The sequence below is a fragment of the Pseudomonas fragi genome (assembly GCF_025426255.1).
GTDB lineage: Bacteria > Pseudomonadota > Gammaproteobacteria > Pseudomonadales > Pseudomonadaceae > Aquipseudomonas > Aquipseudomonas kulmbachensis.
Genome location: NZ_CP104861.1, coordinates 2,724,050 through 2,742,621 on the forward strand (window position 1 = coordinate 2,724,050; position 18,572 = coordinate 2,742,621).

19 protein-coding genes are annotated in these 18,572 nt (G+C 57.5%); 8 read left to right on the forward strand and 11 right to left on the reverse strand.

What is annotated here, in order from left to right:
• Positions 1-86: 86 nt before the first annotated feature.
• Positions 87-260: a hypothetical protein gene (locus N7D90_RS12395; protein WP_261742535.1), complete on the reverse strand. Its 174-nt coding sequence runs from the start codon at positions 258-260 to the stop codon at positions 87-89.
• On the opposite strand from N7D90_RS12395, the gene N7D90_RS12400 reads away from it, so the two are divergent.
• Both N7D90_RS12400 and N7D90_RS12405 read left to right on the forward strand, forming a co-directional pair.
• Positions 198-1,037 carry a pirin family protein gene (locus N7D90_RS12400; protein WP_261738289.1) on the forward strand — a complete coding sequence of 280 codons (840 nt, stop codon included), beginning with the start codon at positions 198-200 and terminating at the stop codon, positions 1,035-1,037. The two genes, N7D90_RS12395 and N7D90_RS12400, sit on opposite strands and share 63 nt — an antisense overlap.
• A gap of 72 nt (positions 1,038-1,109) precedes the next feature.
• Positions 1,110-2,189, forward strand: coding sequence for an alkene reductase (locus tag N7D90_RS12405; RefSeq protein WP_261738290.1), 1,080 nt, complete (start codon positions 1,110-1,112; stop codon positions 2,187-2,189).
• Positions 2,190-2,276: 87 nt separating this feature from the next.
• On the opposite strand, the gene N7D90_RS12410 is transcribed toward N7D90_RS12405, so the two are convergent.
• On the reverse strand, positions 2,277-3,215 hold the full coding sequence (locus N7D90_RS12410; protein ID WP_261738291.1) for a LysR family transcriptional regulator: 939 nt from the start codon (positions 3,213-3,215) through the stop codon (positions 2,277-2,279).
• A 122-nt stretch (positions 3,216-3,337) separates the two neighbouring features.
• On the opposite strand from N7D90_RS12410, the gene N7D90_RS12415 reads away from it, so the two are divergent.
• Together N7D90_RS12415 and N7D90_RS12420 are read left to right on the forward strand one after the other, a co-directional pair.
• The gene (locus N7D90_RS12415; protein WP_261738292.1) at positions 3,338-4,264 is read left to right on the forward strand and encodes an alpha/beta hydrolase; all 927 of its coding nucleotides are present in this window, start codon (positions 3,338-3,340) and stop codon (positions 4,262-4,264) included.
• A 177-nt stretch (positions 4,265-4,441) separates the two neighbouring features.
• A complete protein-coding gene (locus N7D90_RS12420) occupies positions 4,442-5,254 on the forward strand; it encodes an oxidoreductase (RefSeq protein ID WP_261738293.1) in 813 nt (270 codons plus the stop codon).
• A gap of 146 nt (positions 5,255-5,400) precedes the next feature.
• On the opposite strand, the gene nanR is transcribed toward N7D90_RS12420, so the two are convergent.
• From nanR to N7D90_RS12435, 3 genes are all read right to left on the reverse strand, one after another.
• Positions 5,401-6,093: a transcriptional regulator NanR gene (nanR, locus tag N7D90_RS12425; RefSeq protein WP_261738294.1), complete on the reverse strand. Its 693-nt coding sequence runs from the start codon at positions 6,091-6,093 to the stop codon at positions 5,401-5,403.
• A 51-nt stretch (positions 6,094-6,144) separates the two neighbouring features.
• Entirely contained in the window at positions 6,145-7,266 is a 1,122-nt protein-coding gene (locus N7D90_RS12430) for a hypothetical protein (RefSeq protein WP_261738295.1), read from the reverse strand.
• 68 nt (positions 7,267-7,334) lie between these two features.
• Positions 7,335-8,063, reverse strand: a complete 729-nt coding sequence (locus tag N7D90_RS12435) for a hypothetical protein (RefSeq protein ID WP_261738296.1) — start codon at positions 8,061-8,063, stop codon at positions 7,335-7,337.
• 171 nt (positions 8,064-8,234) lie between these two features.
• On the opposite strand from N7D90_RS12435, the gene N7D90_RS12440 reads away from it, so the two are divergent.
• The 4 genes from N7D90_RS12440 to N7D90_RS12455 are packed head-to-tail and all read left to right on the forward strand — an operon-like array spanning position 8,235 to position 12,680.
• Entirely contained in the window at positions 8,235-8,984 is a 750-nt protein-coding gene (locus tag N7D90_RS12440; RefSeq protein ID WP_261738297.1) for a DUF2291 domain-containing protein, read from the forward strand.
• 3 nt (positions 8,985-8,987) lie between these two features.
• Positions 8,988-10,592 carry a sugar ABC transporter ATP-binding protein gene (locus N7D90_RS12445; RefSeq protein ID WP_261738298.1) on the forward strand — a complete coding sequence of 535 codons (1,605 nt, stop codon included), beginning with the start codon at positions 8,988-8,990 and terminating at the stop codon, positions 10,590-10,592.
• Complete coding sequence (locus N7D90_RS12450) at positions 10,589-11,692, forward strand: ABC transporter permease (protein WP_261738299.1); 1,104 nt, start codon at positions 10,589-10,591, stop codon at positions 11,690-11,692. The genes N7D90_RS12445 and N7D90_RS12450 overlap by 4 nt, the downstream gene beginning before the upstream one ends.
• 22 nt (positions 11,693-11,714) lie before the next feature.
• Entirely contained in the window at positions 11,715-12,680 is a 966-nt protein-coding gene (locus N7D90_RS12455; protein ID WP_261738300.1) for a D-ribose ABC transporter substrate-binding protein, read from the forward strand.
• Between the two features lie 57 nt (positions 12,681-12,737).
• Here N7D90_RS12455 and N7D90_RS12460 read toward each other — a convergent pair whose 3' ends face one another.
• The 6 genes from N7D90_RS12460 to N7D90_RS12485 all read right to left on the reverse strand — a co-directional run bounded on the left by N7D90_RS12460 (position 12,738) and on the right by N7D90_RS12485 (position 18,569).
• On the reverse strand, positions 12,738-13,781 hold the full coding sequence (locus N7D90_RS12460) for a Gfo/Idh/MocA family protein (RefSeq protein ID WP_261738301.1): 1,044 nt from the start codon (positions 13,779-13,781) through the stop codon (positions 12,738-12,740).
• Positions 13,782-13,869: 88 nt separating this feature from the next.
• Positions 13,870-14,739, reverse strand: coding sequence for a phosphogluconate dehydrogenase C-terminal domain-containing protein (locus N7D90_RS12465; protein WP_261738302.1), 870 nt, complete (start codon positions 14,737-14,739; stop codon positions 13,870-13,872).
• Between the two features lie 3 nt (positions 14,740-14,742).
• On the reverse strand, positions 14,743-15,549 hold the full coding sequence (locus N7D90_RS12470; RefSeq protein WP_261738303.1) for a sugar phosphate isomerase/epimerase family protein: 807 nt from the start codon (positions 15,547-15,549) through the stop codon (positions 14,743-14,745).
• Complete coding sequence (locus N7D90_RS12475) at positions 15,534-16,346, reverse strand: triose-phosphate isomerase family protein (RefSeq protein ID WP_261738304.1); 813 nt, start codon at positions 16,344-16,346, stop codon at positions 15,534-15,536. The genes N7D90_RS12470 and N7D90_RS12475 overlap by 16 nt, the downstream gene beginning before the upstream one ends.
• Positions 16,343-16,813 carry a ribose-5-phosphate isomerase gene (locus N7D90_RS12480; RefSeq protein ID WP_261738305.1) on the reverse strand — a complete coding sequence of 157 codons (471 nt, stop codon included), beginning with the start codon at positions 16,811-16,813 and terminating at the stop codon, positions 16,343-16,345. Before N7D90_RS12480 ends, N7D90_RS12475 begins: the two co-directional genes overlap by 4 nt.
• Positions 16,806-18,569, reverse strand: a complete 1,764-nt coding sequence (locus N7D90_RS12485; protein WP_261738306.1) for a dihydroxyacetone kinase family protein — start codon at positions 18,567-18,569, stop codon at positions 16,806-16,808. Before N7D90_RS12485 ends, N7D90_RS12480 begins: the two co-directional genes overlap by 8 nt.
• Positions 18,570-18,572 lie beyond the last annotated feature (3 nt).

Here is an 18,572-nt window from a genome sequence, read left to right on the forward strand (position 1 = left end):
ATCTAATAAAGCAATTGATAGGCGCATATCCTTCAGGCATTGCTGCAGTTGACCTTCAGTTGCCGGATTGACCTATAGCCTTACCGCTACTGCTGATCGGCATCACTGAGGTCATCCACATCCAGCCCAGGCAGCCGGAACGCTGCTCGAAGACGTTGTCTGGCGGCACGGGTGCTCAAAAAACCGAGAGAGAACATATGACCGCCAGCGTAGTAGTTCAGCAACGCGCTATTGCCCATCGCACAAAAGGCAGCACACATGGCCCCATCACGAGGCTTGTTAGTCCCGGTGATCTAGGCGAGCTTTTGAAGCCCTTTATTTTCCTGGACATTTTCAGCTTGAGCGCAAGTGGTGGTAAGTCGAGTTTCGGCATGCATCCGCACTCAGGGATCGCTACGGTCACCTTTATGACCCAAGGCGATGTCTCTTATGAGGACACCACTGGGGCGACAGGTTTATTGCTTGCCGGTGGTGTTGAGTGGATGCAGGCCGGCAACGGGGTGTGGCACGACGCGACGCTAGCGAGCGATTCCTCAATTCAGGGCTTCCAGCTTTGGGTAGCACTGCCGCCGTCGCTTGAAAACGCGCCCGCAATCAGTACCTACCTTGCGCCGTCCCAAGTTCCACAAACAGGCCCAGTGCGGGTGCTCTTGGGACATTACGGGGCAGCTCAAAGCCTGATTCAGGCACCGAGCGACATGAATTATCTCGCCGTGAACCTCAAAGACGGTGAGCACTGGCGTTACACCCCACCGACTGGTCACAACATTGCCTGGCTCGCGATTAGTTCAGGAAGGCTGGACGCAGGAGAGGTGGTCAATGCCGGCGAGCTCGCCGTGTTTGAAGAGTCAGAGCACCACATCGACTTGGTGGCGAAAGGCGATTGCTCTTTCGTGATGGGCTCGGCGGTAAGGCACCCGTACGACCTGGTGATGGGTCACTACTCGGTTCACACGAGCAAGGCTGCTCTAGCTAGGGGCGAAACGGAAATACAGCGGATTGGCACACGGCTGCGCCAGCAAGGACGACTCAATTAAGGCCGCTTAACCCAGCGCGAACATCATTTCGACAATTACCACTCAATATTCCAAATCATACCGAGGCACATCATGACCACGAGCAATCTCAACCTTCTTTTGTCTCCAACACAGATCAACACCCTCCACCTGAAAAATCACATGGTAATGGCGCCGCTGACGCGAAGCCGGGCTGGTGAAGGTGATGTTCCGACATCCACGGTGGTCGAGTATTACCGTCAACGTGCCGGTGCGGGTCTCATCATTACTGAGGGCTCTCAGATATCGGCTCAGGGCAAAGGCTATATAAGAACACCGGGCATCTTCAGCTCCGAGCAAGTCTCCGGTTGGAAACACGTGACCGACGCAGTGCATGCAGAAGGCGGACGGGTATTTCTCCAACTCTGGCACGTCGGACGTCTGTCCCACTCCCTGGTACAGCTCAATAATCGGCTTCCGGTAGCACCTTCAGCGATCAAGGCGGATGGTGAAACTTACACGTCTGAAGGCCTGAAGCCTTACGAGTTGCCACGGGCCCTGAGTCTGGATGAAATTCCTGGAGTGATCGCAGATTTTCGCCAAGGCGCTGAAAACGCGAAACGTGCGGGATTCGACGGTGTGGAAATCCACGGTGCAAACGGTTACTTGATCGATCAGTTCCTGCGCGATGGCACCAATGCCAGAACCGATTCTTACGGCGGTTCTGCAGAAAATCGCGCTCGGTTCCTTAAAGAGGTTGTGGAGTCGGTTATCGAAGTATTCGGGGCGAGCCGCGTGGGCGTTCGTCTGTCGCCGATCTTCAATTACTTCTCCATGAGCGACAGCGATCCCCAAGCAACTTTCAACTACGCGGCAAAAATGCTCAGCCGCTACGGATTAGCCTACATGCACGTAGTTGAAGTCGGTACAGGGTCATTCGATTTCAGAGAGCTAAAGCGCCGTTTCGGTGGTACCTACATCGCCAATGGAGGCTATGACGCAGAGCGCGCAGAAACGTCGCTCCAGGAAGGAAATGCTGATCTAGTGTCGTTTGGCACAGCGTTCCTGGCCAACCCGGATTTGGTAGAGCGATTCAAACATGGGGCAGCACTGAATGACGTAGACCCGACCACCTTCTACCAGGGTGAGGAGCGCGGTTATACGGATTATCCGACCATGGCCGAAATCGCATAAAGCTCATGAACGGCAGTTGAAATGAAGCCTGTCGGGGAATGTCGCTCGTTGATCGCTCGATACCCAGGCAGGCGCCTCGCTCATGGGTCAAACGGAACGAATGCCTTGCGCCGAATGCTGTTCCCATGGTGCGCAAGGTGACCACGCCTCCACAAGCTTGTCGATGAAGAGTCGAATTTTTGGAGAGAGGTGACGCTTGCTAGGGTAGATCACCCGAATAGGCTCTGCGGCCTCTGCATACTCTGCGAGCAATTGAACGAGCTTGCCGTTCCGCAAATCGTCGTTAACCACGTAGGAAGGCAGAGTCGCGATACCCAAGCCAGCGACAGCTGACTGGTGCAATGACTCAGCGCTGTCCATCTGTAGCCTTCCACCATGAGTAACGGACAACGAGCTGCCATTAACTCGAAAATTCCAAGGAAGCAGTCTCCCGCCGCTCACGAAATGCAGACACTGGTGCTCGGACAAATCCTCGGGCGTTTTGGGCTGGGCATGCTCAGCCAGATAGTTGGGTGAAGCGCAGGTAATCATTTGCTGGTAGGCCACAGTGCGCGTGAGCAACCGAGAGTCCTCCTTGGGAGGCCCGATACGTATAGCCAAGTCAAATCCCTCATCAATCAAGTCGACCAGTCTGTCGGAGAAGGTGATATCCACGCTCAAGGATGGCCAATCCTTCAGGCAGCACTCGATGTGCTGGAGAACATAAAGTCGGCCTAACGCAACCGGTAAGCTCATCCGCAGTCGTCCACTGGGTGTCGAACGACGAAACGCAAGGGCGTCCTCAACATCGTCCAGATCCTGAAGAATGCCCACACAGCGCTCATAAAGAACCTGGCCGTCATCCGTCATGCTCAAACTCCGGGTGGTGCGATTGAGGAGGCGTACCTGTAAACGGGCCTCTAGTCTGACTATCGACTTACCCACCGCCGAGCGTGTAAGGCCAAGTTGCTTTGCCGCCGCAGTGAAGCTTCCAGCGTTTACCGAGGTTACAAACGCTGCGATATCGTTCAGGTTATGGAGTTCCATGGGGCCTCTGGAGTCTCAACGTTCGGGCGACTTGGCACCTGCTATGGGGAACCCTATTCCCCAATAACAAGCATAACATCTCAATTAGAAACTCCAATGCCCAACGATCAATTGAGATCATTATGAACACTAAAGTACAAGCAGCCGTCCAAACTTGGGCCAACAGCCTTAGCGATCTGGTACCCGTTCTTAAGGGAACCGATACCACCACAAAAATGAGCGACATCCGCGACGCTTACGCAAAAATGCTCGCGCAAAACCCAGCGCCTGCCGGCGTCAAATTTGAAGCAGTAGACATGGGCGGCGTACCAGGCACACTGGTCACTCCAGACGAAATCAAAACCGACGCGGTAGTGATGTACATCCACGGCGGGGCGTACATTGTTGGCCGTCCAGACGGGTACCACGGCATCAGCGGCAACTACGCTAAAATGCTCGGCGCTCGGGTGTATATGCCGGACTACCGTCTTGCCCCTGAGTACAAGTTCCCTGCCTCTATTGACGACACATTGCGCGCCTACGAGTGGTTGCTTGAGCAGAAAATCCCGGCTAACAAGATTGCGTTCTCTGGCGAGTCGGCTGGCGGCGCAATGGTTGTCAGCGTCATGGTTGCGGCTAAATCGAAAGGGCTTCCATTGCCTGCGGTTGGCTCCTCCATCTCACCATGGGCGAACCTTGAACACACCGGTGCTTCCATGAGCAACCGTGAGGGGCTGGACCCTCTGAACTCCAAGCTCGTGCTGGATATCCTGGCTAGAGCGTTCCTGGGCGACACATTGGCCAATCATCCTCTGGCCTCACCTGTGTTCGCGGACGTCACTGGTCTTCCACCAATCCTGGTGCAGATCGGCGAGAACGAACTGATGTTGAGTGATGCAATGCGCCTTGCAACTCACCTGGCTGATAACCGCGTTCGCGTAAACCTGGAAGTATGGCCTGCGATGTTCCACGCCTGGCACTTTTACGCCGCCATGCTCCCAGAAGGTCAGCAGGCAATGGAGAGCTCCGTGCGCTTCATTGAGGCTGGCCTGGCCGACGCAATTCGCTAAAACGCAGACCGACCGCGACAACGTCCTGGCTGTCGCGGTTCTGCTCATTTGGTTTGTAACACTACCCCTCCCAATACCGCTCATCGCTGATGCAGCATGAGGAACGCAACTTAGATTATGATCATAATCAATGTCACCCCATCCGTTGTATCAAGCCCTTGGCCATTGAGGTATCAAATGAGTGCAGCTTCCGAAAAAACGGCGATAGTGACCGGTGCATCATCCGGTATTGGGCGCGCAACTGCCGAGGCTTTGGTGCAGGCGGGATATACAGTGTTCGGTACGAGCCGCAAGGCCGGCGACAGTCCATCGCAGGTGTCCCTGCTCACTTGCGATGTTACAGATGCAGACTCGGTCAGTGCCCTTGTTTCATCTGTGCTCGCACAGACCGGGCGGATCGACCTCTTGGTTAACAACGCAGGTATTGGCCTGCTTGGCGGAGCTGAGGAGTTCTCGATCCCGCAGGTGCAGGCACTGTTCGATGTCAATTTGTTCGGCGTAATCCGTATGGCTAACGCGGTATTACCGTCGATGCGGCAACGTGGTCAGGGACGCATCATCAATATGGGATCGATTCTAGGGTTGGTACCTGCGCCCTACTCCGCTCATTATTCGGCGGTCAAGCACGCGATAGAAGGCTATTCAGAATCTCTTGATCATGAGGTGCGTGCCTTCGGTATTCGCGTCTCGGTCATCGAGCCCGCATTCGTGCGTACTGTCTTCGATCAAAACGGCATTGAACCGGACTCGCAGTTGAAGCAATACGATCAGGCTCGACTCGGGTTCAGGGCCCTGCTAGCCGAGGTAATGCCGAAAGCCGACCCTCCGGAAGTGGTGGCCGCGGTAGTAGTGAAAGCGGCGACTGATGTCCGCCCTCGCCATCGCTACACTGCCGGAAAGACAGCTCAACAAATCAGTCTTTTGCGCCGCTTTGCCCCCGCAGGGATCTTCGACAAGACCTTACGCAAGCAATTCCGCCTACCGGCTTGAATCACAAGATGTATGAGCCGCAGGAGATCAGCGGCGTCGCAGTGCCGCCGAGTCAATTACTCCGGCCAATAAACCTGAGCGACTGTCCGGAATCATCAGAGCGCTGCAGTCCAATGACTAAAAGGCGAAGCCCGATCAAAGAAGCCTCACTCCTCGCCCCGCTCGACCAAATGATCGTGCATCGCCTTCTCCGCGCCTGAAGGATCGTTGGCCTTAATAAAGCCCAGAATCACTTCGTGCTCCTTGACGGTCATCTCCCGACCCTTGAAGCGCAGCATGTCTTCCCGGTAATCGGCCATCCACTCGAGGATGGCGCGTGAGATGGCAACATAGATTGGATTACCGGAAATGCGCGCAATCTCGCTGTGGAACTCCATGTCGGCCGGGATGAACTCATCGGTTTTGAGACCTTTGCGCATTTTCTCCAGCACCACTTCCAGCCTTGCCACGTCTGCGGTTGTGGCCTTCTGTGCGGCAATCTTGACCAGGCCGGTCTCGAAGAACGTGCGGGCCTGGCGCAGGTGGTCGACATTCTTCGCAGAACTGGACAGCAGATGACGTGCAGCCAGATCGATCTGGCCGATCATGGAATTCATGTCCACCTGTCCGACCTTGGCCCGCTCACCGTGCTGGATAGTGATCATGCCCATGCCCGCCAGACGCTGCATAGCTTCGCGAACAACGGGTCGCCCCACACCAAAGGTTTCCATTAATTCGCGCTCGGCAGGCATCTGGTCGCCGGGTTGAAGGCCCTCTTCCTCAATGAGGTCGATCAGTTGCTCAAAGACAATGTCAGAAAGCTTCTTACGTTGAATCAGGCGTTTCTTGATCTCTGACATTAACGAATATGTCTCCGTAGGATGCTTAAAAAGTCGGCAAAGGTAGCGCGATTATAATGCCGGCTCAACAGTCAAGCGGCAGTCGATGACCGCCACCGCCCAAGCCTTGAGCGTAGGCACCGGCGATTCCCGCGCGGGTTGCATGAACTGCGGGTCTGACAACGCCGTAACATAACTATCCTGATCCAGCACCGTGCAACCTGTCACCTCTGCACCGATTATCTCGAAGGTTTGCAATTCGCAACTGAGATTGCCCAACCACAGTCTGACGTTTTCACCGCCATCCTCGGACCATCCTAGCGCAACGATGTCCGGCGATGACGTTTCGAATACCAATGCCGATCTCCCGCGCGCCAGCGACAAGCCTTTGATCACATGAAAAACCGGCCAATAGTGTTGCGCCGACGCCACGCTGAAGGGTTCATTTACCGCCCACAAAGCGATCGCGTCAACGCCGCTGCATTGGGCCGCGTGGTAGTGCGCCAGTGTCCAGACGGCTGCAAGCAACCCCCGTTGACGCGGGTCCTGATCACTGAGGGTCAGTCTCTCGCGCTGGGGGTTCGGCGTGAGTTGCCCACCATAGGGGTTGCGCCATGCGCCGACAGCGCTAGTGGTGAGGCGATAAGGTTTGCCGTCAGCCAGTGCTCTTCCAGAACGAAACACATCTGGCAAGGCTTGCAGCGACTCGACGATAGACGCGTCGTCGGCCGCATGCACAATCGGCGACGTGGCGTGTGTCAAGTAATCGAAGCTGCCTGGGGTGGGTCGGCATCGATTGAGTTCGGTGAAAAACGTGGGCACTCCTGCACCGATCATCACCTGCGGCACATATTCGCGAGCCAGTTGCGCGACCTCTACAGGCGTCATACCGCAAGGCCATATGCCGTCGGGCTGATAGCTTTCCAAATACGCGGCGGGTGTAACCAATACTCCGCGTATAACAAACCGCTCATTGATTAGCCCCGCCAATTGTCGAAGCTGAGCGTGAGGTTGCGCGTCATCAACCACCACCAGAAGCCAAATGTCGGTTTCGCTGCTTGCACACACGCGCAGCGCCTGCTCCAGTCGATCGAACGCACCGTCGTTGCGCAGGTCCACCAGCAACTCCAGGTGTGCGCTCTGCAACCAATCAATGATTTCCAAAGCTTCGGCGCCGTCATTTAAACGATCCACCCAAAGCCCTTGGCCCAAAGCTGGAAACCCAAGCAACGCTGGCCCGGCGTATTGGATGCTTACTGTGTTCATGAATGCACCTGCGCTTGCCCGATCAACTTCACACTGATGCACTGCTCCACCGTTTCCCCCGCGTCCAGGATATAAGGGCAAGGCCATGCCAGCGGGCGGTTGTAGGTTTTGAATGAAGCATCGGACCAGTTGCGCTGATCTTCCATTTCGAACACATCACCACTAAAGCTCCATTCAAGGCTCAAGCCCGGCATTGGCGAGTGAACCAGACGCTTGATGTCGAAGAAAGGTTGGATCGGGGCTATCAGATCGGGAAACGCACCCTGCTGGGTCTGCCCGTCACTGTGGGTCACATGGACCGGCATCGCCACCGCGCCCTTGAGCGGATGCAATACCATCAAACCCGCCCTGCAAGTGGTGAACGCGCTGCGAGCCTGCAGCCGCACACTGACTGACACTTCTCGTTCGGCCACGCGCATGTCCAGCGACCAGTCCAGCACAGGCTCTTGGCCTTCAGGGGTCACCACCCCCTCGCTCACTTGTCGCCAGAGCCGGTCATCTGCCTGGATCTCACATGAGTGCTGCTGCAGTGAGTAAGTCCCCCAAAATTCATCGCGGATTACCAGTCCAACACTGCGCAAGACCTCGAAGCCACTGACCCGAAGCGTGCGTAGCTGCTGCCCTTCCACGCGAAACGCCAGTGACCCGACGGTCACCGATAACGCAGCAGTAACAGCCTGATCGGTCCCATAAAGGCGCTGGGGAAGGGAGATTTCTGCCGTCATAAACACGCGCTCCGGTGTTTTTATTGGATGGGCACCTGGTAAACGGCGAGCTTTACCGAATGACCTTGGGTGATGAAAAGAGGCTATCACCATTGGTATGATGATGATATATAGTGACCATAGAACCTCCTGACAAGTACAAAAAAATCGCCCCGAGGCGAGGAGATCTGCATGAGCTTAGTGTCGTCTGGAAAAAGTCAGCCCCTTTCTTCGCGCGGCCAGCCAGCCCTCTTTCTTACAGGAGGAATCTGTGCCGTCCTACTTGGGTTATCGGCGCTCAACGGTCCGTTGATAAGCATCCGTAAACTCGACCCGGTGACGGGCAAGGTCGCTCTGAACAACGTTCGCGCGGCCAACGCCGAGGGACAGAACCAGACATTCGCCCTCTCCAGCTTCGACGCCAACCAGTTTGTCACTCAACAATGGGCGGGAGATGTCGAAACGGTCGTGGCTGAACGTACCGTTGACCTCACCCAATTGCTTACCGCCATCAACCAGAACCCCGCCCAGGCGGCCTTGGACTACTCGGTGCCCCACGACGGTCAGGCAAAGAACTTTATCGTCAGCGCCCGCGCCAAGGTCAGTGAAGTCAACGTCAAGTCTCCCATGGGACTTCTGGAGCTGGAACTGCCCGCCGGGTCGGTGCCTGCATCCGTAAAAATCCAGCTACTCGCAGGACCTCTGGTCATCAGCACCACGCTACGCGATGTGGCAACCAACATGTCTCTGAACAACTTCACCAATCAGACCCAGTACGCCGATGTGGCCGCCGCCCTGAACCGAAAAGCGTTGGCTCAGGCTTACGCCGCTGCGCCGGCAGCGGAACTGAAAGGCAAGACCATCGAGTTCACTGGGGTGTTTAACCTGCAATCACCCGCCACCATCCGAATTCTGCCAATCAGCCTGACGGTGGAGGAGTAAGGCATGACCAACGATCTGCAAGCGGCTGGGCCACTCCCCCCTGCCCGCGCACCGTTGTCAATGCGGGCGCGCAATATCAGCAAGGTGTACCAGGGCACTACGGCCCTCAAGGGCGTGGACTTCGATGTGGTGCACGCCAGCGTCAATGTCCTGATCGGCGAAAACGGCGCAGGCAAATCGACGCTGATGAAGATTCTTGCGGGTATCGAGCAGCCCACCTCCGGCCAGCTGTTCAGCGGCGACGACGAGCTGACCCTAAGCACCCCCCGGCAAGCCATGGCTTTGGGCATTGGCATCGTCCATCAGGAGCTGAACCTGTGCCCAAACCTCAGCGTTGCCGAGAATATGTTCATCGGCAAGGAACTGCGCGGCCGCTTCGGCAACGTACGCCACCACCAACAGCGCGAACTGGCCCGCACCACGCTGTTGCGAATGGGCCAGGAGATCGATGTCGACACACTGGTACAGGACCTGAGTATCGGTAAACGGCAAATTGTCGAAATCGCCAAAGTGCTGGTCAGTGACGTACGCGTGCTGATCCTTGATGAGCCCACCTCTTCATTGAGCGAAGCGGAAGTGGAAATCCTCTTTTTGCTGATCGCTGAATTGAAGCAGCAAGGGGTGTCGATCATATACATCTCGCATCGGCTTGAAGAGCTGATCGAAATCGGCGACTACTTCACCGTTCTGCGTGACGGCAACCTGGTCGGCACCGGCCTTAAAGGCACCGTGACAGTGGGCTGGCTGGTGGAACAGATGATTGGCCAGCAGATGACCACTGAGCTGCGCGCCGGTGCCGAACCCTCTGTGCACGAAAACGCACCGCAGGCGCTCAGGGTCGTCGACCTCGACGTGGCCAGCGAGCGCGGTTCGCTGTTGCTGAACAAAGTCTCTTTTAGCGTCAAGCGCGGAGAAATAGTGGCTTTCTATGGGCTGATGGGTGCCGGCCGAACCGAGTTGTTCGAGACACTCATTGGCCTACGTAAAGCCATTGGCGGCGAAATACACATCAACGGACAGCAAGTACCCTTGCGTCAGGACATCGCCGCACGTATCCAGGCCGGGATCGCCCTGGTGCCCGAAGACCGGCAAAAGCTTGGGCTAGTTACCGGGGCATCGGTTCGCGACAACTTGCTGCTGCCTAACCTCAACCGTTACCAGCGTCTGTATGGCCTCGCGACACCCGCCATGGACGCCGACGTATCACGAATCATCCGCGAGCTGCATATCAAGACTGAACATGCAGGCGTCGCCATCTCGTCACTGTCCGGTGGTAACCAGCAAAAAGTCGTGGTGGGCAAAAACCTGCTGACGGATCCGCACATATTGCTCCTGGATGAGCCGACTCGCGGCATCGACATCAAGGCCCGACGCGAATTATTCGAGGTGCTCGATCGCCTCGCCCGCAATGGACTGACCATTTTGTACGCCTCCAGTGATCTCAAGGAAATTCTCGGCGGTGCCGATCGGGTGCTGGTGATGTGTCAGGGCCGGATTACCGCCAATCTGCCGCGCCAGCAACTGTCCGAGGCCAGCCTGGTGGCTTGCTCGCAAGTCATTCGCAAAGACCCGCACGGGGCCACGCACCTTCACAAGGAACACGCATGATGGCTGAATCAATGTCATTGCCCGCCCGCAAGACCCCGTCCATAAACGCACGCAGCTTGCCGCTATTGCTGTTGAAAATGCGGGCCTATCTCGCCCTGATGCTGCTGGTCATTCTCTTTTCCAGCATCGCGCCTTCATTTCTCTCGGCACGCAACCTCGTCATTGTCGCGGAACAAGTCGCGGTGTTCGCGATTCTCGGAATCGGCATGACCTTCGTGATTCTGGCTGCGGGGATAGACCTGTCAGTGGGTGCCATCGCAGGCCTAGCCGCCATGATTGCCGGCTACCTGATTGCCGAAGGCCTGCAGTTGCCCTGGCTGGGAGTCTCGGTGTTTGGCAGCATCCCGGTAATCTGCATGGTGACATTGGCCGTGGGGACTTTGGTCGGAGCCATTAACGGCTGGTTTATCACGCGCCTCAAGGTTACCCCGTTCATCATGACGCTGGGCATGCTGTACATGGCTCGCGGCGCAGCTCAACTGGTATCCGGAGGCGCAACTTATGGTGATCTGGGCGGGCAAGCCGAACTCAACAACACAGGTTTTCTGCTGCTGGGAACCGCACGCATACTCTCGGTCCCGGTGTCCATCTGGCTGATGATCATCCTGACGCTGGTGGCAGTCTATATCTGCCGCAAGACAGTGTTCGGCCGTCAGGTGTACGCCATTGGCGGCAATGAGCGCGCAGCCGAGCTGTCGGGCGTTCGTGTCAATCGGGTGAAGCTGGGGACCTACGCTATTTCCGGATTCTGTGCTGCCTTGGCCGGGCTGATCATCGCCTCACGCTTGGGGGCCGCCAACCCGGCAATTGCGACGTCTTACGAACTGAATGCTATCGCCGTGGTGGTGCTTGGCGGAGCGTCGTTGTTCGGTGGTGTGGGCACCATCGGCGGCACCATTATTGGCGCCTTTGTGCTTGGGGTTCTGAGCAACGGCATGGTGCTGGTGGGTATTTCCGATTTCTGGCAAACGGTGATCACCGGTGCGGTCATCGTGCTGGCGGTAGTGGTTGACCAATTGCAGCGGCGCGTCGAGAAATCCAGCGCCGAACGCGAGGCCAAGGCCCAGGAAACACAGGGTTCAACAGTCTCTAATGCTTGATTTTCAAGGGATGGCAACAACAATGAAAAAGAGCTTCTCTGAGCATCTGTTCTCGCTGGCCGCACTGTCGGCGGCCCTCTATGCAACCAGTGCCATGGCGGTTGAATTCAAACCTTCCGATCATTTGATCGTGATTATCACGCCGTCGCACAGCAACGCCTTTTACAAGGCCGAGTCCGACACCGCACAAGCCGCAGCCAAGAAGCTCGGTTACCGCACCAACGCACTGGTGCATCAGGACGACCCTGACATTCAATTACGCCTGGTACAGACCGCGATCGGTGATAACGCCAGCGCCATCATCCTCGACAATGCCGGCTCGGATTCGTCCATCGCTGCGGTGAAACGGGCTAAAGAAGCAGGAATACCTACCTTTCTGATCGACCGCGAAGTCAACGCCAATGGCATCGCAACGGCACAAATCGTCTCCAACAACTCTCAGTGTGCAACCTCCGTGGCTGAGTTTTTCGCCGAGCAGGTCGGTTTTAAAGGCGAGTACGTCGAATTGACCGGGCGCACCTCCGACGTCAACGCCCACGTGCGCTCCGAAGGTTTTCATCGGGTGCTGGACCAGATTCCCGATATGAAGATGGTCGCGCAACAATCGGCCAACTGGGACCAGACCCAGGGCTATAACGTGATGCAGTCGATCATTCAGGCCAACCCGAACATTGTGGGAGTACTTGCTGGCAACGACACCATGGCCCTTGGCGCAGCCGCAGCCTTGAAAAACGCGGGCAACAACAAGGTGATTGTGGTCGGTATCGACGGCAACCCCGACGTGGTGCGGCAGATTGCAGGCGCAGGTCCGATCGCCGCCACCGGCTTGCAGCAAGCAACAAAAATGGCAGCAATGGCCATGGAGCAGGCCGACCAATATCTACGGACCGGGAAAACCGACAAACCGGAAAAACAATCCGTAGATTGTGTGCTGGTGTCCAAGGACAACAGCCATCAGGTACGCGAGGGTGGTTTCGGTATGCAGTAACGTCTGTCGCCGATGTGAATACGCCGTGAGGTTTACCCGCCCACGGCGCTCACGGCGTCATTTCCAGCGTCGGGGTTTGACGGTGGTGCCGGTTTCAGCTGATTGGTAAGCCGCCTCGACCAGCGCCTGAGTATTGTAATTGTCCGTACCGCTGGTCTCGCATGCCGTGCCTGCGCGTTGATGGTCCAGCCATTGGTTCTGCAGACTCAATACACTCTGCTGAATAGCCGACCATGGCGCCTCGCTCCAGGCCGGTACCTGCGGGGACACGTCAACCTCCCTCAGCCCCCCCTGCATGTCATGCACCTGCAATCGAAAATCGGCCAGCAACCGTAACGATCCAGCATCCCCATCGATCTCCAGCAAGGTTTGTGGAAACGGGTCCTTGTGCAACCGGGTGGCGTAGCTGAAATCCACCACGCTGGTAACCCCCGAATCATGGGCCAGCATCACCGTGGCGACATCTTCGCCAAGGATTGCCGGGTTCACCCGCCGGGTTTCACACGTCAAGCGACTGACATCGCCAAATAATGCCCGGGCCACATCGAGCACGTGCACGCCCAAGTCATCGATGATAAAACGCGGGGTCTTGGCCAGGTAGGGCTGTAAACGATACACATCGAAGCCGCTGCGAAAACTGACACGTCCGAAAAAGGGCGTGCCGATGCTGCCCGTGCGCAGCTGTTCGATGGTCGCCCGGATGGCGGCTTGCCAGCGAAAATTTTCATGCACGGTCAAACTCACCCCACGCTCTGCACAGGCATCAATCATTAGTCGGGCGTCCTCCAGAGTCGCCGCAAAGGGCTTCTGACAGATCACCTGAAGCCCGGCCTGCGCCGCCATCAACACCAGCGGTTTATGGGCTACAGTGGGCGTGGCAATGTCAACGAAATCAAGTTGCAGTTCATCGAGCATTATTTGCGCGTCAGTGAACAGCGCTGCATCTGGCTGATACTCGGCAAAAGCGGTCAGCCGCCGGGGATCGCTGTCACACAGCGCGACGATCGCAACGCCCTGCTGCGCCTGCCAAGCACGCAGTTGATTGAGGGCAAAAAAACCACAGCCAATCAAAGCCCCGCGCAATGGTGTGCAGTCCTGCATAGATACCTCTGTTGATATCGGACCGGTCAAAAAAAACGCCCGGGGTATTAACCGCCGAGCGCTGAACGTCGCTGAGTATGCGCTTGAATCAGGCAGCGTCGGCTTTACGCACCGCATCGATCTTGAGCATGCGGGCAATGATCAGGTCCAGCTCCTTCTCATCGAAAATTTTCTTCCAATCCGGTTTTATGATTTGCTCACGACCATAGTCGATAGCAATCAGGCAAGCATCGGAGAACGGGTTGGTACTGCGGAATGCCACTGCCAGGGCAATCTGGATATGACCGTAAAGCATCGCCTTGGCTGCCGCTTCAGGCACACCGATGCGGTTGATGGTTTCATCCAGCGCTTCTTTCATGAAGCTGCCGACCATGCAGGCCACGGTTTCCACCAACGTCGGTTCCAGATAGGCCAGTTGTTTGACAGTGACCCAGTGCACCTCCCCCACCGGGCCGTACATCACGCCAATGATCTCGGCCAGTTCTGAACGCTGCTTGTCGTTACCGCTCTCAAAAGCGGCGCAAACATCTTGAATAGCTGCGTTGCCACCGAAAGCATCGGCGTACTCTTCCTTGGTGGTTCGCTCAAGAAACACAGACGGGTGACAGGGGTGAGCGACTGCCTGGTGAATGCCGTCACGCTGCGCCAGCAGCCCGGCGTAAGAGGCAGCAGGATCGAGGGTCAGCAGAATCGCACCGTTTTTCATCTGCGGCACTACAAGCCCGGAGACAGTTTCCAGTGCCACGTCGGGCACCGCAAGAATCACCACATCGGCGTGAGCCACCACCTCATCGGTGACCGCCAGCTCACGACCGGCGGCGATGATTTGTTCACGCGCCCGGGGCGAGTTTTCGCAGTACGCCACGTTGTAACGGCTGTGCTGCAGGTTGTTGGAAATGCGCATGCCCATCTTCCCGCCGGCGCCCACAATGGCAATTTTTTTCAGTTCGTATGTCATGGGTTATTCCTCGCTTTGCTTGGCATTCAGGTAGTTCAGGTTGTGTCGCGTCCATTGGTCTTCCATGGCGCAGGTAGACGCCGCGTCGAGTTGCCAGGGAAGCCAGTGTTCGATGATCTGGTTGATGTGCTTGTGGTCGGGCTGGACCTTGCCGCGCATGTAGTCGTAATCCAGCAGGCCTTCGCCCATCGGGCAGCCAGCAAAGGTGAACCCCACCCAACCGTCGCGTCGGGAAAAGCTGAAGTCCTTGACGTGCAGGTTCAGCACACGGCTGGCGGTCATGTCGATCACATCCTTGGGATGCTCGAGCGCTGCAACACAGTTGCCAGGGTCCAGACAGATGCCTAACCAAGGGCTGTCGATACGTTCGATCGCCTGCATAATCCTGCTGGTCGGCACCTGCTCATAAGTCTCCAATGCCAGCTTGACGTCCTGCTCGACAAAGCTCGGCATCACCGTTTCCAACAGCCAGACGGCCTCGTCAAGGGTGGGTTGGTGCGTGTTGCTGTTGAACATGCTTCGCAGGAGGCGCACATCAAGAGTTCGGGCGATATCCAGATATTTCCGTAAGTGCGCGGTTTCCAGCCCGCGCGTACCCAGTTCGAGAATAAGGCCCAGGTCATCTGCTTGGTGTTTGAGCTCAAGCAAGGCCCGCGGCGAGAGCGCTTCGAGACCTTTGTAATCACAGATCTGGAACACCCCCGCGCCCAGCTCTGCGGTCTGCTGCAGCATCATCGGCAGATCCAGGGGGCGTGGCACACGCTCGGATGCACGCCAGAAAAACGAGTAGGTACTCAAGCCGATTGCCATACGTTGCCCTCCTCCTTGGCGATGACTGTGTCAGCGCACTGTCGCGCCGCTTCTTCGAGAATCGATGCGAAGTTCAGCGGGTCATGGGCAAAGCGGCCAAGGAACAACCCATCAACCTTACCGCCAAGTGCGGTCAGCAAGCCGGGCCCGGCGCTGCCGCCATAGATAACCCGGGTTCCGGCAAGCCCGTTCTCGGCGACCCGCTTGCCGAGAGCTGCGCAAACCTCGCCGATGTAGGCCAAAGAAGCTGGCTGGCTGGCACCGATGGCCCACTGTGGTTCATACGCCAGAATCAAATCCCCTTGCAGCCCGGCATCCACCGCACTGGCCAATGAAGCCTCGAGCTGCTCCAGGCACACTTCAACGGCCTCTTCGACGCGTCCGTGGTGCTCCTCCCCAAGACACAACATCGGAGTCAAACCGTTACGCCAGGCTGCGGCCGTCTTGTCGGCAATGCTCCGGGGTGTTTCAGCGAAATAGCGCCGGCGCTCGGCATGCCCGATTTCCACCAGGCTACAACCCATTTCCTTGAGCACTGCCGGGCTGACTTCGCCGGTATAGGCCCCCTCGTCCTCCCAAAATACGTCTTGTGCGCCGACCTTGGCGATGCCGTGGAAAATCTCCAGCGCCGGCGCCAGCATCGGAAAACTGGGGATCACCAACACTTCAATCGCGCCACTGCGCACCTGAGGATGCTGTTTGATCTGCTCGGCCACCGCCGCACACCATTGCAGCGTTCGCTGGTAGCCGAAATACATCTTCAGGCTGACCCCGAGTGTTACCGCCGGGCGATTCATCGCGCACTGACCCGTTCATAGTCATTCAGGGTCTGGACCTTGAGCGCGGATGCCGAGCTTTCGTCAAAGCGATAGGTCAGCCACTCCTTAAGCAGGCGACGTGCCAGTTCCAGGCCTATCACCCGTTGACCGAATGTCAGGACCTGAGCGTTGTTGCTGAGGATCGCGCGCTCCACCGAGAAACTGTCGTGAGCGGTTACCGCACGAATGCCTGGGACTTTGTTGGCGGCGATCGCCACCCCCAGACCAGTACCACAAATCAGCAATGCTCGGTCGGCCTGCCCTGCCGCGACTTTTTCGGCTGCCGCTATTGCTATCAGGGGATAAGCCGTATGGCTCTGGCTGTCTACGCCAATATCGTCGACCGACGCTACGGCCGGGTTCGCCATCAGATCGCGCTTGAGGGCTTCCTTGTATTCGTAACCGGCGTCATCGCAACCAATTACAATGCGTAATTTTTCACCCATGGACTGTCTCCTCGGCAAGGTTTGGCGCTCGAAGGCCGACGCGTAGCAACGGCTCGATCGCATTGATAATCAGGGAAAGGGAAACCGCACCTGCGTCGGGTGTGCCGAGGCTTTTCTCGGCGAGCGGCCGTGCACGGCCAATGCGCGGCCGTAATTGAGCGGTGTCGGCAGCGGCTCTTTGCGCGACTTTGGCGGCGATGCCCCAGGCCTCTCCGAGCTCCAGTGCAGACTGCGCTGATTCGCACAGCGACTGGCTGAATGGAACCAGCACATCGACCATGGTCTTGTCGCCCACCTGTGCCTTGCCAAAATGCATTATCCCCTGGCTAGCCCGACGAACCCCTTCGGCAACCAGCGCGGTATCGGGATCCAGGTGATCCCCAAGAGTGGTGCCCAATGCCGTCAATGCCACCCCCCAGAGGGCACCGGATGTGCCCCCCGCCTGGTCAGCCCAGGCATCGGCGGCTAAACGCAGCAAGGTGCCTGCTCCACACTTGAGTGCCTGTACCTCGCGCGCCCTGGCAACGGCGGCCATCACCCCGCGCTGCATGCCAATCCCGTGGTCACCGTCACCCGCAATGGCATCGATCCGTCCCAGTTCATCGGCATGCTGCAGCACGGTGCGCTCGGCCATTTCCAGCGCCTGCAACACGCACTGCGCGGACCGTCTGGACTTGACGCTGGCTGCCGGAATGACCACCTGTTCGATTACTTGAAACGCCAACTCGCCCAAGGTTTCAGCCAACACCACTGCGCCTTTTCGATACGCCGGGGTCGATACCGGAGCGCACCAGAATCGCTCGAGTTCCTCGTCCAGCCAGCACAGCGTCAGTGAGACACCGGCCATGTCAAAGCTGGTCACCAGCTCACCGACTTCTGGCTCGACCACACGCAGGCCGGCCTCACTCAACAATTGAGAGACGCACCGGTACACCACGAACAGCTCTTCGTATTTCACACTGCCCAAACCGTTGAGGATCACCGCCACGCGCTGGCCATTTACCAAAAAAATATCCTCGGGCAAGTCCTTGAGCAACGCCGCCACCATCAATTCGGCCAGCTCATCAGCGCTGGGAACCGGACGTTCATCAATGCCCGGCTCGCCATGGATGCCCATGCCCAGAGCCATCTTTCCCGGTGGCACATCGAACAAAGGGTGTTGCGCCCCCGGCAACGTACAGCCCGCAAATGCCACGCCCAGTGAGCGGGTTCGGGCATTCGCATGCCGCGCTACGCGCACCACCTCAGAAAACTCATATCCGCTTTCGGCCGCGGCCGAGGCGGCCTTGAACACCACCAGATCGCCAGCGATACCGCGTCGCTTGTGCAGTTCGTCGCTGCCGGCGCTGGAAATGTCATCCGTCACGGCTATCACTTCACACTGAATGCCCTCGGCCAGCAGACGGTCCCTGGCCAGACCGAAGTGCAGCACGTCACCTGCGTAGTTGCCGTAGCCCAGCAACACGCCGCCGCCCTTATGGGCGACACGCGCAACGTTGTAGATCTGCTGCGCGGACGGTGAAGCAAACAAATTGCCCATGACCGCCGCATGGGCCAGGCCTTGGCCGACCAAGCCGGCGAAGGCCGGGTAATGACCGGAACCGCCGCCGATTACCACCGCCACGGAGCCCGGCTCACTGCGGGTACTACGTACGACGCCACCGGGAACCTGACGAACTTTATCGCCATGCACCGCGACGAAACCTTGCACCAGCTCGCTGGCAAACGCCGAAGGTTTATTAAACAAACGAGTCATTAC

Bases quoted from the DNA above. Each gene is read 5' to 3' on its own strand.
- N7D90_RS12400 (WP_261738289.1), top strand. From the start codon at position 198: ATGACCGCCAGCGTAGTAGTTCAGCAACGCGCTATTGCCCATCGCACA.
- N7D90_RS12395 (WP_261742535.1), bottom strand. From the start codon at position 260: ATGTGTGCTGCCTTTTGTGCGATGGGCAATAGCGCGTTGCTGAACTAC.
- N7D90_RS12405 (WP_261738290.1), top strand. From the start codon at position 1,110: ATGACCACGAGCAATCTCAACCTTCTTTTGTCTCCAACACAGATCAAC.
- N7D90_RS12410 (WP_261738291.1), bottom strand. From the start codon at position 3,215: ATGGAACTCCATAACCTGAACGATATCGCAGCGTTTGTAACCTCGGTA.
- N7D90_RS12415 (WP_261738292.1), top strand. From the start codon at position 3,338: ATGAACACTAAAGTACAAGCAGCCGTCCAAACTTGGGCCAACAGCCTT.
- N7D90_RS12420 (WP_261738293.1), top strand. From the start codon at position 4,442: ATGAGTGCAGCTTCCGAAAAAACGGCGATAGTGACCGGTGCATCATCC.
- nanR (WP_261738294.1), bottom strand. From the start codon at position 6,093: ATGTCAGAGATCAAGAAACGCCTGATTCAACGTAAGAAGCTTTCTGAC.
- N7D90_RS12435 (WP_261738296.1), bottom strand. From the start codon at position 8,063: ATGACGGCAGAAATCTCCCTTCCCCAGCGCCTTTATGGGACCGATCAG.
- N7D90_RS12440 (WP_261738297.1), top strand. From the start codon at position 8,235: ATGAGCTTAGTGTCGTCTGGAAAAAGTCAGCCCCTTTCTTCGCGCGGC.
- N7D90_RS12445 (WP_261738298.1), top strand. From the start codon at position 8,988: ATGACCAACGATCTGCAAGCGGCTGGGCCACTCCCCCCTGCCCGCGCA.
- N7D90_RS12450 (WP_261738299.1), top strand. From the start codon at position 10,589: ATGATGGCTGAATCAATGTCATTGCCCGCCCGCAAGACCCCGTCCATA.
- N7D90_RS12455 (WP_261738300.1), top strand. From the start codon at position 11,715: ATGAAAAAGAGCTTCTCTGAGCATCTGTTCTCGCTGGCCGCACTGTCG.
- N7D90_RS12460 (WP_261738301.1), bottom strand. From the start codon at position 13,781: ATGCAGGACTGCACACCATTGCGCGGGGCTTTGATTGGCTGTGGTTTT.
- N7D90_RS12465 (WP_261738302.1), bottom strand. From the start codon at position 14,739: ATGACATACGAACTGAAAAAAATTGCCATTGTGGGCGCCGGCGGGAAG.
- N7D90_RS12470 (WP_261738303.1), bottom strand. From the start codon at position 15,549: ATGGCAATCGGCTTGAGTACCTACTCGTTTTTCTGGCGTGCATCCGAG.
- N7D90_RS12475 (WP_261738304.1), bottom strand. From the start codon at position 16,346: ATGAATCGCCCGGCGGTAACACTCGGGGTCAGCCTGAAGATGTATTTC.
- N7D90_RS12480 (WP_261738305.1), bottom strand. From the start codon at position 16,813: ATGGGTGAAAAATTACGCATTGTAATTGGTTGCGATGACGCCGGTTAC.
- N7D90_RS12485 (WP_261738306.1), bottom strand. From the start codon at position 18,569: ATGACTCGTTTGTTTAATAAACCTTCGGCGTTTGCCAGCGAGCTGGTG.